The sequence below is a fragment of the Microcoleus sp. w1-18aA5 genome (assembly GCF_036701705.1).
Lineage (GTDB): Bacteria > Cyanobacteriota > Cyanobacteriia > Cyanobacteriales > Microcoleaceae > Microcoleus.
Window position 1 is genome coordinate 85,733 of record NZ_JAUPTE010000016.1, and the last position, 15,545, is coordinate 101,277.

Here is a 15,545-nt window from a genome sequence, read left to right on the forward strand (position 1 = left end):
AATGTCAGCTCGCCGTCAAATTCCTGAGAATATCCAAAATCAAGTTCGTCAGAGAGCAAACTGTCTGTGTGAATATTGCCATGCTTCCGAACAATGGCAGTATGTAGAGTTTACGATCGAGCACATCATTCCTCTCACTAAAAAAGGGAGTAACAATATTGACAATTTGGCACTAGCTTGCTTTCATTGCAACCGTCAAAAATCCGATAAAACTACAGCCATAGATACCCAGTCGAGTGTAGAAGTACCATTGTTTAATCCCAGACTAGATACCTGGAACGAACATTTTATTTGGTCGGCGGATGGATTATCAATAGTTGGTTTAACTACAATTGGACGAGCTACAGTTACAGCATTAGTCTTAAATCGAGAAAGAGTTATTAATATTCGTACTGCTGACAAAGCTATAGGGCGACATCCACCAGTAGGTGATTTGATTCAATCCGAAAGTTGATATGCTGAAGTGCATTTAAATTGTATAGTCAAATTTAAGAAAATTCTTGTGGGGTGGGCGTCTCGCCCGCCCCAAAAAGACAATTTAGATGCCCAACAGCTTATGCTGCAACTGGTTGTTATTTCGCGCAGCAATCAAACAGCATCCCCAACTTCAGCGTATTCGCTGCGACCAAAAATTGCTTCAGCTTCGCAGTAATACTTGAACTCAAGTATATTGTGGAAAGGGTCTTCTAAGAAGAAAGTACGGTGTTCTGTAGGCAAACCGACAAATCGCCGTCTCGGTTCTTGATAGAAATTTAAGTTGTTTTGCTGGGCTTTTTCTAGCAACCCTTCCCAGTCAGCTTCGGAAGTAAAAATTAACCCAAAATGCCGGGGATAGATGCCTCGCTGAGGCGTTAAAGGTTCGCGACTGACATGGGCGACAATTTGATGGCCACACAAACCCATAATCGCAGAATTCGGGGATTCGCGACCTAGTTCGCAGCCCAGCCCGTCTACGTAGAACGCTTTGGTTTGGGCAATATCGGTCACAGGGAAGGCAAGATGAAATAAGACTTGGTTCATAGAGGTACTAAATGCAGAATTCAGAATTGTTCTTTAATTATTTATCTTGGTCTAATCCTTGGTTGGTGGCGATCGCCCTAAATACAGTTTTACTCGCGATCGCCACCATTGCCCCTAAAAAATTGCTCACTCCCGCTGGCCAATTTCACGGCTGGGTATTGGGCGTCCTCATCTGGGGCTGTTTGGGATGGCAAGGCTATGCTGTCGTGATGTTTTACTTTCTTGTCGGATCGGGAGTTACCCGCATCGGAAAAGCCCAAAAAGAAGCAGAAGGCATAGCCGAAAAGCGTTCAGGCGCGCGAGGCCCGGAAAATGTCTGGGGTTCTGCTTTGACCGCTACTATGAGCGCTGTGGGAGTTTTGGTATTATCTATTTTAGGAGAGACAGGCAAGATGCCTGTGCCACAAGATGCTATTTACCTGTTATTGCTGGGTTACGCGGCGAGTTTTTGCACCAAACTTTCCGATACCAGCGCCAGTGAAATCGGCAAAGCTTACGGGAAGCGGACTTTTTTGATTACCAGTTTGCAGCCTGTACCTAGGGGTACTGAAGGAGCCGTAAGTTTGGAAGGAACGATCGCAGGTATTGTCGGCTCAATTTTGATTGCGCTTTTAAGTTGGGCCGTCGGTTTAATAGACTTGACAGGAATGGTTTTTTGTGTTATTGCAGCTTTTATTGCCACGAACATCGAGAGTGTGATTGGGGCGACGGTGCAATCAAAGTTTGAATGGCTGACGAACGAGGTGGTAAATTTTTTCAATACACTCATAGGAGCGATCGCAGCGATTATTTTAGCGGCGACCTGGAGAGCTTTTTTAGCTTAGTTAAGCTAGGACGCATTCGCGACCCAAGAAACCGGCTTTGTTACGATAATTCAAGGTCTTAACGCAGTATTTTTCCAGAGAAACCAGGTTTCTGCCTTGCGAGCTATTAGCTATTAATCATTAGTCATTAGTATCAAGCAATCAACTCATGACTAATGATTAATAGTTAATCAAACTAAGCGTCGTCTTGCGGCCCAAAAACCATTTGTAAAATCATCGTCGGTTCGCCCCGCTTATGATAGCGATCGGCCCAATTGCGAATAATTTCATCTAATTCTTCAAGAGCTTGGTCGAGCCGTTCCGGCGGAATATCCAAAGTCTCCATAATTCGCATCACCTTCGGTTGTTTTTCCGCCCAATCCTTCATCAGCCGGAAATATCTAGCCGTATCCTCCACCATAGTAAATGTCCGCTCTTCCTGCTCTGCGGGAGAGTAAGTAGCGCGGGTGAGGGCATAAAACGGCATTCCCCAAGGAGAATCAATGCGAGTGACTGTCCCAGAATATATCAAGCGCCGCTTAATGTGTTCTGCTAGAGCTTCGCTCAAAGGCATTCGCCTTTCTGGAGACATATCTTCTTGCGATCGCCTGTGCAGAAACTCGATCAACTCCATAAACTGAAAAGAATTGATCAGTTGAGCGTCTGGGGGATTCGGAGGAATCTTGCTTTCGAGATATTTTTTTTCATCTACAGTCAAATTGTTTCCCGGAATGCGAGGGCGTCCCGGCATCCAACCATACTGTTCCAGCCAGACATAAGGAAACTGAATCAAATATCTAGGTTCTTGGGAACCCAACATTTTCAGCAATTTTCCCTGAGTCAGAGCTTCCCGGACTTCCTCAACAATCACCTTCACCCGTTTAGGCTCAATGTGATGCAAGTGTCCGGTCATCCGCAGGTTGTTATCCTGCTCCATATAAGTCATATAAATGGCACACTTAGCCGCCGTTGCGGCCGCGTCTAGAAACGCCCCGTGCCTGTGCCCACTGGTTCTCATGGCGCTAAACGCCAGATATAGCATGATCTGATCCATTGCACTAGGGCTGAGGCTTTTGACCAGATCCAAAGAGTCATTTTTCATCACTATCCCCGAAATAGCCAAATTTGGAGGCATTTTGTCATCCTCCATTAAATTATTGCGAGAGCGCCGAATCAAGCATAGCCGACTGTCGCCGGAAAGCTTGCCAGCTACCCTAATATTCAGGTTAGTTAATTTCCCTGAGGTAACAGGGGCATGGGCTTAAAGGCTATCCACACCGCATAAGTGGTTCTTATTGGTGGCCAATTTAAGTAGATTGCTGCACCCTCTGCGCTGACAGTTTACCTATATATAAGTTAGTTATCGCAAGTTAATTATAGTGCAGCGGTTGAAAATTAAACCCTACCTGTGGGGGGGAGAAGGTAAATAACTGTTGCGATGCCAGGAATTTGAGGTGACTGCGAGCCCCTAATTCTTGAATAGTCATGGAGGCCGAAACCCGGTTCGATCGACTAAAATAAGGCTGTTGCATAATTGCGGGAAGATTTTGATGGTTTTGTGGGATGGGATCTCGTAGCCCGTCCGCTGTATTTTCACAGCAGGCAGGACACCCCACAAAAATCCTCGTCAAATTGTGCAACGCAAAAATAAGGCGTGGAAGGCGAGGGATATTGGTTGAAAAACCCAGATGCTCAGAGGCCTGTGGTTAGTGCTTGTTTAATTGAAGCGTTTTCAATACAAAACCGCCACATACTAAAATCTATCTCTAGGTAGATGGCGGTTTCCCGTTTATATGCTAACATTTCTTACACTAAAAAGAATCTCCTCAGAACTGTCCACAAAAAGTGCAGTTGTCGCTTAACCTGAAAAACTAGAATTCCAGAAAATCCGATCGAGTGATCCAATGAACGGCCCAAAGCAACTCAGTTGTGGTCATCACTTGCGTCCGATGCCCTTAGAAATCTTGTAGCGGATGAGTGTAAACAGTAGGCTCAGTAAAATTTCTGCGGATGCGCTTTCTCTCAGGACCACGCTCGCCCCTTTGTTGAGTTTGGGCTGATAACATATATTGGGCGGTGGCAGTTTCGACAATGGGGAGTGGAGATTCAAAAGCTTGAGCGGCGCTGGCACTCAAGGTAATGCCCAACAGGCTCAGTAAAGCAATTGCAGTGTAGGTTTTCATGGGTAGTATTCGTCTCAGTATCTATTTAGAGATACGAGATTACCCAGGCTGATCAGGATTAATTTTCCTGAAATTATCAAACTATAGAATCAGGAATCAGGAATCAGAAGGAAGAAGAAGAAAAAGAAGGACAAAGGAAGAAGGAATCAGGCTTTAGTTAAGCTATCGCGCATTTAAACTGTCTCCTAAAATCCTTGTATAAAAAGCGGAAAATTATCGTTCCCTCTCCCTTTCTCACCATCTCCCCCTCCCGAAGCAACAGACACTTTAGATGCGTAGCATCTGATATATGAGAGCTGTCTTAAGTCGATGTAAAAGCGAATAAATACAATCTCTGGCTTCACTAATAAAACAATTCCTAATTGCACTACCCAGACGGTTGCAATAATTACAAAACCGCCAAATAGGAGATTCAATCTCTCTATAGATGGCGGTTTAAGGTTTATATGCTATCATCACTCACATAAAAGAAGAGCCTAATGACTGTAAACAAGAAATGCAGTTGCCTTGGAAACCTAAAAAACTAGCATCCCAGGAAATCAGATTGAGCGCTCGACACGGGCGGCAGAAACTAACTCAATAACGGAAATAGCTTTCGTCCAATGTCATTAAAATGCTTGTAGTTGATGAGTGTAAAGATTAGGCTCAATGAACTCTCGGCGTCCGCTGCCTCTTTCTGGAGAACGATCGCCCCTTTGTTCGGTTTGGGCGGATAAAATGTATGAAGCGGTGGCAACTTCGAGCAGTCCGACTAGGGATTCAAAGGCTCGAACGACAGTGGCGCTCAAAGTAACGCCCAAAAGACTGTGTAAAGCAATTGGTGTGTAAGTTTGCATGGGGTTAGTATCCGTGTCAGTGTCTATTAACTGATACGGGCCCTCCCCGATCGATCAGGATAAATTTCTGTGAATTTTTCGGATCTCTGCAAAAAACCTTACCTCTTCAATTCTATGGATTCCACCAGCAGCCAAGCACCTGCCGAATTCAGCTTGCCCCATACTGTCAGAGGCTTTTCGGTTTCGCAACTGTGTAAAAATCTGTCGGTTTCCGAGTTCAAAGTCACGAGTTGCCAAGTTTGATCGGCTAAGGATGGGGGGCTTGTCAGCGTTAGTGTCCAGTCTTGTTCGCCGAGGCGACGGAAAATGCCCGAAAATTGGCTGTGGGTATTTGCTGTTTGACTGCTTTGTTTCTCTACTGACTCCTGACATTCGCCGCTGGCGGGATATGCTTGAGGTCGATCGAGATAATAGCGTTGGCAATCCAGCCAGTCCGATCGCCCCCGTGTCAAATTAAATAAAGGAATAACTGCCGCACTCGCCTCGGAATCTTGCAGCAAAGCTTCCTGCAAAACTCTCACCGGCAACTCCCGCGGCTGACATCCAGATTCGGCGCACAAAGCCGCCGCCATCCCCGCCGCCTGTCCAATATTCATTACCGTCGGTTGCAAGCGAGTTGCACCGTTGGCGATGTGAGAGACGGAAATATTTTTTTCGCAGACTAGCAAACCGTCTGTACTCGCAGGAATTAGGGCGCTGTAAGGAATGGTAAACGGAGTTCCCGTCCAGCGCCCGCCCCAGCGGATCGATTTTGGCTGCAGAGGAATGTCGCCACTGGTGTAGTGGTGGTCATTGGCATAGTTGCCGATCGCAATTGTTTCACAAATGCCCTCAGAATTTATCGGCAACTTCGCGACTCTGCCACCGACAATAGGCAAAATATCTTTTTCTGTGACTGTACTTATCCCTCGCAAGCGCCGACTTTCTCGGTAGTAAGGATGTAAGGCAAAGGAAGAAAGAAGGGAAGATTTTTTTTGATGTTCGATCGTTGAAATCGGGAAAATATTCTGTGCTAAGCCGTACCGGCGGCCAAGTTGCGTTTGAATGAAGCGGGCGAAACTTTGAGTGTGCCACAGACTTTCTTGCAGGAATTCTTGTCGAGATGCTTCAGATGCAATTAGTCGATCAACTCCTTCACCATAATCATTACCTCGAATCGGCCAATTAATCATCAACAATCCCCCCGGCAGCCTGCCGTAATTGAGAAATTGTTCGGGAGTGTAACCGTCCCAAGCACCGATAAATTGATCGGGATTTTCAACTGGCGGCGCGGGAATTTCTGGCCCGGCCGCACCTTTACCAAAATCCTGCATAATTGCCACCCAAGTCGGAGCTTGCACCGAATACCGCTCTGTCAGAGCATTAGAGGCTGTCGGCGCACTGGGTTCTCCCCACTCAGCTTGGAATTCCCAACCCCAGCGGTGCCAAACCTCCGCTAAAGCCAGCAAATCTCCCAATTCCGTTGCATCCAAAGTGATTTTGGCCGAAACCGTAAAATCTGCAAACCGGACGCCAGAAATGCGAGATTCTTCGTACAGCACATCTTGAGCTTTTTGTCCCGAAATCCAGCGCAAGTTCGGCAAACATTTAACCCAATCAGCGAAAATTTCAGCACCGATGCGGGGATCGTAAGTAAAAAAACTTACCCAGCCCCAATCCAAACCTCCCGGCTGTCGCTGCTGGAGTTCCCGCAAAAACGCGCCCCACAAACCGGTTTGAAAAGCTGCTAATTCATTGCCATCGGGGGCAGAAACGCCTGCGGAAGTCAGCATTCCTCCCAGCCAGGGGAATTCGCTTACTAAAATAGTTTTGGCACCTCGGCGGGCTGCTTGCACGGCTGCTGCAGTGCCGCCGGTGCCGCCACCGACGACCAAAACATCTGCTTTCAAGGTTGGGGACATGGGGAATAGGATTTTAGATTTTAGATTTTAGATTTTAGATTGCAAGAGGCTCATTTATCATGTAAGGTGCGACCACAAGCACCCAGAGGATAGATGTTCGGCGTTGGCGATCGCGAATTAAATTTTACTGTCTAAAGACTTGACAAATAATAAATCGGGAATTATGCAGCGCTCACACAATTTTGTTACTAAATGACCGCAGGAGCGATCGCAAATTTTGATTTCTCACTTTTGGCGCGCCAATATTGGCAATATGACACCGCGAATAACGATAATAGAAAAAAGGGAACTGCATCTATAAAGTTTTACGTCTTAATAATTTCCGAGTTACTAATTAACGGCTGAAAATGGAAAAAGGTTTTATTTTGTGGTTCACCGGGCTCAGCGGTTCCGGCAAGACAACTATCACCAAAGCTCTCGAACCTGAATTGAAGGCAAGAGGTTGCAAAGTTGAAATATTGGATGGAGATGTCGTTCGCACCAACTTGTCAAAAGGTTTGGGATTTAGCCAAGAAGACCGAGATACTAATATTCGGCGGATTGGATTTGTCGCCAACTTACTGAGTCGCAATGGAGTTGTGGCAATTACGGCAGCTATTAGCCCCTACAGAGCAATTCGCGACGAAATTAGAGCAATGGAGCCAAATTTTGTGGAAGTATATGTCACAGCGCCGTTAGAAGTGTGCGAAGTTCGCGATGTCAAGGGGCTGTACGCTAAGGCCAGAGCCGGAGAAATTAAGGGTTTTACGGGAATTGACGATCCTTATGAAGAACCGCTCAATCCTGAGATTATTTGTTACACAGAGCGAGAAAGTGTGGAAGAGAGTGTTAAAAAAGTTCTGAGCAAGTTAGAAGAGTTGGGTTACATTTGATGGTGGCGGGGTAGGAAGCGGATAGGGGCAAAAGGCGATGGCGAGCAAAAACTATTCAAAATTCAATACTGTCAAAGGTTTCACGGTCAAATTTTTAACAGTGTCAGTGCTCGCGGCGGTGGGTTCATCTCCTGCGGCGGCCCAGTTTATGCCTCCTCCTCCTCCTCCTGCTGCTGATGCGGGTTCTCCTGTTCCTGTACAAGTACCCGCAACGCCGGGATTTCCGGGATTTCCGGCAAGTGAACCTTCAAGTGTACGATCGGAAGTTTACACTTTAGGCGCGGGCGATCGTATTCAAATGGACATCTTCAACGTCCCGGAATACAGCGGCCCCAACGGTCAACACCAAGTACAGGCAGACGGTTCCCTGAGTTTGCCGTTAATTGGCAGCGTTTCGGTGTACGGGATGACCTTAGAACAAGCTTCTAATGCTGTTAAAGACAAATACGGCAAATACCTCAAACGTCCTTGGATTACCCTCAAACTGCTGGCGCCGCGTCCTTTGCAAATTGCGATCGCGGGCGAAATTAACCGCCCCGGAGCCTATACAATATCCTCAGCAGCAGGCCCCGGAGGCACAGCAGAGCAAATGGGAACTCAAATGCCAACAATATCGCGGGCTCTGCGAATGGCCGGGGGAATTACCCAGTCAGCAGACGTGCGGCAAATCAAAATCCGCCGCCCCCAGCGCAACGCACCGGAAGAAATTATTAGTGTGGATTTGTGGGAATTATTGCAAAACGGCGATTTGCGGGCCGATATGACTTTGCGCGACGGCGATACTATATTTATTCCCACTGTAACTAGCCTCAACCGCCAAGAAGCACCGACTTTAGCAGTAGCTAACATTACCGGACAAAGCACTCAACCAATTAATATTGCTGTGGTGGGCGAAGTAACTCGCCCCGGTACTTATACTTTGGCAAAAGAGGCTCAAAGTAGGGTACAAGAGAATGAAATGGGGGAAAATTCTGGTTTGTTTGCTGCCAGGGAAACCAACGGCGGGGAAACTGTTTTGCAGCAAACTGTAACGAGGGCAATTAAAATGGCGGGCGGCATTACGCCGGTAGCTGATATCAGACAAATACAAGTTCGCCGCCTGACGCGGGCGGGTACAGAACAAATTATTAATGTGAATTTGTGGCAACTTTTGGAAGGGGGAGATGTATCTCAAGATTTAGCGCTACAACAGGGAGATACAGTAATCGTCCCCAAAGCCGAAAATCTCGATGCAACCCAAGACGAACAAGTTGCTAATTCTAATTTTTCACCGGATACGATTAGGGTGAACATTGTAGGAGAAGTCGTGAAACCGGGAGCAATTGCGGTGCTGCCCAACACTACTTTAAATCAAGCGCTGGTAGCAGCGGGAGGTTTTAATAAAGCGCGGGCCGAAATGGATTCGGTGAATTTAATTCGCCTCAATCCTAACGGCACCGTTTCGCAGCTAAATGTTAAGGTTGATTTTTCCGCAACTGCCAATGAAGAAACTAATCCCAAATTGCAAAATAATGATGTAATTATGGTAAGGCGATCGGGTCGCGCTACGTTCTCTGATAATGTAGGCGGGACTCTCGCTCCCCTCAGCCCGCTGTTAGGAATATTTCGGTTGTTCGATATTTTTCGGTAATTTGAATAGACTGGCATTAAGACCTCAGAAACCCGCTTTATAAAAAAAATTGCGGTTTGGTAATGAAATATCTAGGAATCAACCGATTTCCTGAAACTCCGCTACCAATACAGACGTTTAAACTAATAAGTTGTAGAAATCAAATGAAACCAGGGAAACAATCTCAAGTAGCACTGTTTAATCATAAAAAAGCCGCTAATCTGCAAAAACTGTCTTCTGGGCTTTATGAAGAAGATCAATTTTTAGGCAGAAACAAAACCGAGGCAGAAGAGTTAAGTTTTTGGGAAGTCTGCCGCAGTCGCTCCATCTTAGTCATCGGCGTAGCAGCGGCAGTAACCACCGGGGTTTTTGCCTGGACGCTAAATCAAAAAAGCGAGTACGAAGGGCGGTTTCAATTATTAGTAGAACCAGCCGTTACGGAAAATACTTTAGCTAAAATATACTCGGGTGAGCTGAAACTGCAACCAGCGGCCCCCGCGACGCAAGAAAAGGGCGGTTTTGACTACGAATCCCAAATTCAAGTTTTGCAAAGCCCGCAAGTAATGTCGCCGATTATTAAACAGTTGCAGGCTAAGTATCCCGAAATAAATTACAACTACCTCTTGAACCAAAAAGCAGATAATTTGCCGTTGTCTCAGGAAACCAGGCTGTCAATTAATCGATTCAAAAATACCAAGATTATAGAAGTTAAATATCGGGATTATGACCCGAAAAAGATTCAGTTTGTTTTGGAAAAAGTTGCGCTAGGCTACCGCAACTACAGCGTGCAAGATACCACAACTCAAATTAGTCAGACTCTGGATTTTGTGAAATCGCAAATTCCCAACCAGCAAAAGCGCCAACAAGCTCTGCAAACAGAAATTCAAAAGTTGCGGCAGCAGTACAATTTCATCGACCCGCAAATTCAAACCCAACAACTGGCGCAGCAAATCAGCCAACTGCAAGCGCAAAGATTGGACGCGCAAACGCAGCTAAATCAGCAGAGATTGCTCTATTCCAATCTACAAAATCAGCTCGGACTGAACCAGAAGCAAGCGCTGATGGCCTCGGCTCTAAGTCAAGCTCCCCGCTATCAAGCGATGCTGACTCAATTGCAGCAATTAGAAGGGCAAATTGCGATTAACTCGGCTACGTTTACAGACGAAACTCCGCAAATGCAATTGTTGCGAGAACAGCGCAAGAACCTGATTCCTTTGTTGAAGAAAGAAGCCCAACAGGTTTTGGGAACTGATTTGGCTAAGGTAAGTTCGCAAGTGCTAACTTTTCAAGATCCGGTGCGGATTAAGTTAATCGAGCAGTTTATTGGTACTGCTAATTTAATTCAGGTGCTGGGCGTGCGGAATCAAGTTTTGGAACAAGCTGCTAAGCAGTTGAATCAATACTCTCAAGGATTACCGGTGATTTTGCGGCGCTATTCGGATTTGCAGCGCGAGTTGGATTTAACTAACAGTACGCTGAATGGTTTGCTGGCAAAACAGCAAGCTTTGCAGCTTGAAGCTGTGGGTAAAAAAGAGGTGGCTTGGGAAGTTATTGCTAAGCCGGAAATTCCGCGTAACAAAAATGGCGAGTTGATGGCTGTTGCTCCGATTATGCCTTTGAATTTGGCTTTGGGGGGATTGGCTGGTTTGCTGTTTGGTATGCTGGCGGCGCAGTTGGCGGAACGGTTTAAAAATAAAACGGTGTTCCAAACTCCAGAGGATGTTAAACAGTCGATTCGCCTGCCTTTGTTGGGGGTAATTCCTGCTAGCGATAAAATTTTGAGACTTCCTCCTGCTGAGACAAGCCCGGTGGATGTGGCAATTTCGCCGATGCCGACGGATGCTTTTCAAGAAGCTTTTCGATCGCTCAATGCTAATATTCGCTTACTAAACGTTGATACTCCGATTAATTCTTGCGTAATTACTTCTTGTCAAGTAGGTGACGGCAAGTCTACGGTAGCAGTAAATCTGGCGCGGGCGGCCGCTGCAATGGGGCAGCAAGTGCTGTTAGTGGATGGGGATTTACGGCGCCCGCAGGTCCACGAAATGCTGGGTTTACCGAATTGGCAAGGCTTGCACAATGTTATTGCTGATGATGTGGATGTGCAACAGGTGATTGTGCGATCGCCCCGCGATGAAAATTTGTTTGTGTTAACTTCCGGCCCGGTTCCTCTCGATCCCACAAAGGTGCTTTCTTCCCGAAAAATGCAGCATTTAATGACAGCTTTGTCAAGTCATTTTGACTTGGTTATTTACGATACTGCGCCGCTTTTAGGTTTGGCGGATGCGAATTTGTTGGCGGCTCACACTAATGGATTGATGCTGGTAGTAGGCCTGCATCAAACTGAGCGGGAGGCGCTGGTGTTGGCTTTTGAAGATTTGAAAATGGCGGGGATTCCGCTGTTGGGAATGGTGGCGAATAACGATAAGGGCAGCAGGTATTACTATCAGTCTTACGTGCAGGATTACGTCCAGGAACAGTCTGTTTGAGGGAGAGGAATTGAGAAATTTGTAGTGGAACAGGCCGGAAAGCCTGTTCTTGAGAATGCAAGGCGGGCGGGATACCCGACAAGATATTTCCTCCCTCTTGCACCTTTAATTGTGAATCAAGCTGTCAGGGGCGGGCGGGACGCCCCACAAGAACATTTAACTTTTGTGGAACAGAACAGGCCGTCTAGCGTGTTCTGGTGATTTGTGCGTGATTTCAGAAAGACAAATTTTCTTAAGATTTGCGATCGAGACTCTGAACTATAATTAAAAGTAGAGAAATTTAAACAAATCGCGGCAGTTGCAACTTGGCAACATCTGAAAGAAAACGTGGCTGGTAAATTCCTATTTTGTAATACCTTGATACAACTCCCTGCCTCGGCTCAAAACTAGCAGGGAGTTTTGTGTTTTTCACACAGGAGATGAAACAATGGCTATTGCTACTATCAACCCGGCAACGGGAGAAACGCTGAAAACTTTCGAGCCGATCGCGGATGAGGTAATAGAAGCTAAGCTGGAATTAGCACAGCAAGCTTTTAAAAAATACCGCCAACTGCCGTTTGAGCAGAGGGCCCTGTGGATGCAAAAAGCTGCCGACATCTTGGAGCGCGATCGCGAAATTTACGCTGAAATAATGACCTTGGAAATGGGCAAAACGCTCAAATCTGCGCTCGGCGAAGTGGAAAAATGTGCCTTAGTTTGCCGCTATTACGCCAAAAATGCCGCTCAATTTATGGCAGACGTACCCGCAACCACCGACGCTAGCAGCAGCTTTGTCCGCTACCAACCGCTGGGTCCTATTTTAGCCGTTATGCCCTGGAATTTCCCATTTTGGCAAGTTTTTCGGTTTGCGGCGCCAGCACTGATGGCGGGCAATGTCGGCTTGCTCAAACACGCTTCCAACGTGCCTCAGTGCGCTTTGAAAATCGAAGAAATTTTTACGCTTGCTGGCTTTCCCGAAGGAGTTTTTCAAACTTTGTTAGTAGGCGCCGACAAAGTAGCTGATATCGTTGCGGACGATCGCATAAAAGCAGCAACTCTCACCGGTAGCGAACCAGCGGGTGAAAGTTTGGCAGCAAATGCGGGCAAAAATTTGAAAAAAGTAGTCCTGGAATTGGGAGGAAGTGACCCATTTATTGTGATGTCCAGCGCCGATTTAGCAGCAGCTTTATCAACTGCTGTGACATCCCGGATGCTCAATAACGGTCAATCTTGCATCGCCGCCAAACGCTTTATTTTAGCAGAAGAGATTGCCGACGAATTTATCACAGGATTTGTCGAAAAATTCGAGCAATTAAAAGTAGGCGATCCGATGTTGCCAGAAACAGATATCGGCCCTTTAGCTACTCCTGCAATCCTCAAAGACTTGAACAATCAAGTGCAAACTTGCATCCAATCGGGAGCAAAACTTCTGACAGGTGGCAGCCCATTGTCAGAGAATGCCGGCAATTTCTACTTGCCAACTATTCTGGCAGATATTCCGCCGAAAGCCTCTGCCCGTCAAGAAGAATTTTTCGGGCCCGTAGCTTTAGTATTCAGGGTTGCAGGCATCGATGAGGCGATCGAACTGGCAAATAGCACATCTTTTGGCTTGGGTGCGTCAGCTTGGACTACAGTAAACTCAGAGAGCGATCGCTTTATTTCCGAACTAGAAGCCGGCGCGGTATTCATCAACGGTTTAGTAAAATCCGACCCCAGATTGCCCTTTGGTGGCATCAAACGCTCCGGTTACGGACGCGAATTGAGCATCCAAGGAATGCACGAATTTGTTAACATAAAAACAGTGTGGGTGAAATAAGCTCCCACTCTATCAACCGATCGCACAAATCTACATAAATCTGCGTTTATCTGCGTTTACCTGCGGTTAAAAATTGCCATTTAGTATTTTTGCGATCGGTTAAAAAAGACCCAAAACCCCCATAAACCGAGGAAAAAAACGGAAATGAACACAGCTCAACTATTGGTAAAATGTTTAGAAAATGAAGGAGTCGAATACGTCTTCGGACTTCCTGGAGAAGAAAATTTAGAAGTTTTAGAAGCCCTGAGAAACTCTTCAATTAAATTTATTACTACTCGCCACGAACAAGGCGCCGCTTTCATGGCAGACGTTTACGGTCGTCTCACTGGCAAAGCCGGCGTTTGCTTGTCCACCTTGGGCCCTGGCGCAACTAACTTAATGACAGGAGTTGCTGACGCCAACTTAGACGGCGCTCCTTTAATAGCAATTACCGGACAAGTCGGCACAGACAGAATGCACATAGAATCGCACCAATATTTAGATTTGGTCGCCATGTTTGCGCCAGTTACTAAGTGGAATGCTCAAATTGTTCGCCCCAGCACGACGGCAGAAATTGTCCGCAAAGCCTTTAAAGTAGCTCAAAGTGAAAAGCCGGGAGCAGTTCACATTGACTTACCTGAAAACATCGCAGCAATGCCTGCTGAAGGACAGCCACTCACCAAGGACAACCGCGAAAAAACTTTTGGCGCTTACCAAAGCTTGAATAAAGCCGCTGTGGCAATTTCCAAGGCAAAAAGTCCTCTGCTTTTAGTAGGAAACGGCGCGATCCGCGCTAACGCCAGCGATGCTTTGACACAATTTGCTACTCGATTGAATATTCCTGTAGCTAATACTTTCATGGGCAAAGGTGTAATTCCTTACACTCATCCTTTGGCGCTTTGGACGACGGGCTTGCAAAAACGCGATTACATTAGCTGTGCTTTTGAAGAAACGGATTTAGTGATTGCTGTCGGCTACGATTTGATTGAATATTCCCCGAAGAAGTGGAATCCAGAAGGAAAAATTCCGATTATTCACATTGGATCTTTGCCAGCAGAAATTGACAGCAGTTATATTCCTATTATAGAAGTTGTGGGAGATATTTCTGATTCCCTCAATGAAATTTTGCAGCGGGCCGATCGCATGGAGAAAGTAGACCCTTTTGCTAAGCAATTGCGGGCGGATATTCGCGCTGGCTACGAACAATATGCAGCCGACGACGGTTTCCCGATTAAGCCACAAAAACTCATTTACGACTTGCGGCAAGTCCTGGGCCCGGAAGATATTCTGATCTCTGATGTGGGAGCTCACAAAATGTGGATCGCGCGGCACTATCATTGCGATCGCCCGAATACCTGTTTGATTTCCAACGGATTTGCGGCCATGGGAATTGCGATTCCCGGTGCGGTGGCTGCAAAACTCGTTTATCCCGATCGCAAAGTAATAGCAGCCACCGGCGACGGTGGTTTTATGATGAATTGCCAAGAGTTAGAAACTGCTTTGCGAGTCGGTACTAATTTTGTGACGCTGATATTTAATGACGGCGGTTACGGGTTAATTGAATGGAAGCAGCAAGATTATTTTGGTCATTCCGATTTCGTCAAATTTGGCAATCCCGACTTTGTGAAATTTGCGGAAAGTATGGGTTTAAAAGGCTATCGAGTGGAATCTGCAACCGATTTTATTCCGATTCTGAAAGAAGCCCTGGCTCAAGATGTCCCTTGCGTGATTGATTGTCCGGTAGACTATCGGGAAAATGCCCGTTTCAGTCAATTATCTGGGGATATGAGTTGCAATTTGTAAAAGTAGCTAGAGTCCCGGCTTCTTTAAGAAGTCGGGACTCTAATAATGAATACTCTTGGAGATAGAGTTTTGTAGCTTGTTTCTGGGGGGGTGACAAAGAGGTCTACGAGATAGACTGTAGAAGGGTTGCAGCCCGCATACCTTGTTGATTGATAAAAGCGGCGTTTAGAAGGAGTTAAGGAATGAAAAATAAATAACTTAATGAATTACTCAGGTTGGGGTACGGCTCGATAATTCCATTTGGGCAAATATTCG

Annotated in this window: 12 protein-coding genes; 7 read left to right on the forward strand and 5 right to left on the reverse strand. The window is 46.2% G+C overall.

The features are described from left to right. Position 1 precedes the first annotated feature (1 nt). Positions 2-454, forward strand: a complete 453-nt coding sequence (locus tag Q5691_RS08715; RefSeq protein WP_333210472.1) for an HNH endonuclease — start codon at positions 2-4, stop codon at positions 452-454. Between the two features lie 134 nt (positions 455-588). On the opposite strand, the gene Q5691_RS08720 is transcribed toward Q5691_RS08715, so the two are convergent. Then, entirely contained in the window at positions 589-1,020 is a 432-nt protein-coding gene (locus Q5691_RS08720) for a VOC family protein (RefSeq protein WP_333044474.1), read from the reverse strand. An 11-nt stretch (positions 1,021-1,031) separates the two neighbouring features. On the opposite strand from Q5691_RS08720, the gene Q5691_RS08725 reads away from it, so the two are divergent. Continuing rightward, positions 1,032-1,844 (forward strand): TIGR00297 family protein, encoded by an 813-nt coding sequence (locus Q5691_RS08725; RefSeq protein ID WP_333344492.1) that lies wholly within the window; start codon positions 1,032-1,034, stop codon positions 1,842-1,844. 175 nt (positions 1,845-2,019) lie between these two features. Here Q5691_RS08725 and hetR read toward each other — a convergent pair whose 3' ends face one another. From hetR to Q5691_RS08745, 4 genes are all read right to left on the reverse strand, one after another. Beyond that, entirely contained in the window at positions 2,020-2,925 is a 906-nt protein-coding gene (hetR, locus tag Q5691_RS08730) for a heterocyst differentiation master regulator HetR (RefSeq protein ID WP_333210583.1), read from the reverse strand. 853 nt (positions 2,926-3,778) lie between these two features. Beyond that, a complete protein-coding gene (locus Q5691_RS08735; RefSeq protein ID WP_333210469.1) occupies positions 3,779-4,006 on the reverse strand; it encodes a hypothetical protein in 228 nt (75 codons plus the stop codon). Between the two features lie 608 nt (positions 4,007-4,614). Continuing rightward, positions 4,615-4,842 carry a heterocyst-inhibiting protein PatX gene (gene patX / locus Q5691_RS08740; protein WP_190663642.1) on the reverse strand — a complete coding sequence of 76 codons (228 nt, stop codon included), beginning with the start codon at positions 4,840-4,842 and terminating at the stop codon, positions 4,615-4,617. Positions 4,843-4,940: 98 nt separating this feature from the next. After that, the gene (locus Q5691_RS08745; protein ID WP_333310687.1) at positions 4,941-6,743 is read right to left on the reverse strand and encodes an FAD-dependent oxidoreductase; all 1,803 of its coding nucleotides are present in this window, start codon (positions 6,741-6,743) and stop codon (positions 4,941-4,943) included. Positions 6,744-7,090: 347 nt separating this feature from the next. On the opposite strand from Q5691_RS08745, the gene cysC reads away from it, so the two are divergent. From cysC to Q5691_RS08770, 5 genes are all read left to right on the forward strand, one after another. After that, positions 7,091-7,615: an adenylyl-sulfate kinase gene (gene cysC, locus Q5691_RS08750; RefSeq protein ID WP_333210465.1), complete on the forward strand. Its 525-nt coding sequence runs from the start codon at positions 7,091-7,093 to the stop codon at positions 7,613-7,615. 37 nt (positions 7,616-7,652) lie between these two features. Next, a complete protein-coding gene (locus Q5691_RS08755) occupies positions 7,653-9,245 on the forward strand; it encodes an SLBB domain-containing protein (RefSeq protein ID WP_333344494.1) in 1,593 nt (530 codons plus the stop codon). 143 nt (positions 9,246-9,388) lie between these two features. Beyond that, complete coding sequence (locus Q5691_RS08760) at positions 9,389-11,713, forward strand: polysaccharide biosynthesis tyrosine autokinase (protein WP_333344496.1); 2,325 nt, start codon at positions 9,389-9,391, stop codon at positions 11,711-11,713. A gap of 427 nt (positions 11,714-12,140) precedes the next feature. Then, on the forward strand, positions 12,141-13,508 hold the full coding sequence (locus tag Q5691_RS08765; RefSeq protein WP_333344498.1) for an NAD-dependent succinate-semialdehyde dehydrogenase: 1,368 nt from the start codon (positions 12,141-12,143) through the stop codon (positions 13,506-13,508). 144 nt (positions 13,509-13,652) lie between these two features. Next, positions 13,653-15,290, forward strand: coding sequence for an acetolactate synthase large subunit (locus Q5691_RS08770; RefSeq protein WP_333210458.1), 1,638 nt, complete (start codon positions 13,653-13,655; stop codon positions 15,288-15,290). The last annotated feature ends 255 nt before the right edge of the window (positions 15,291-15,545 follow it).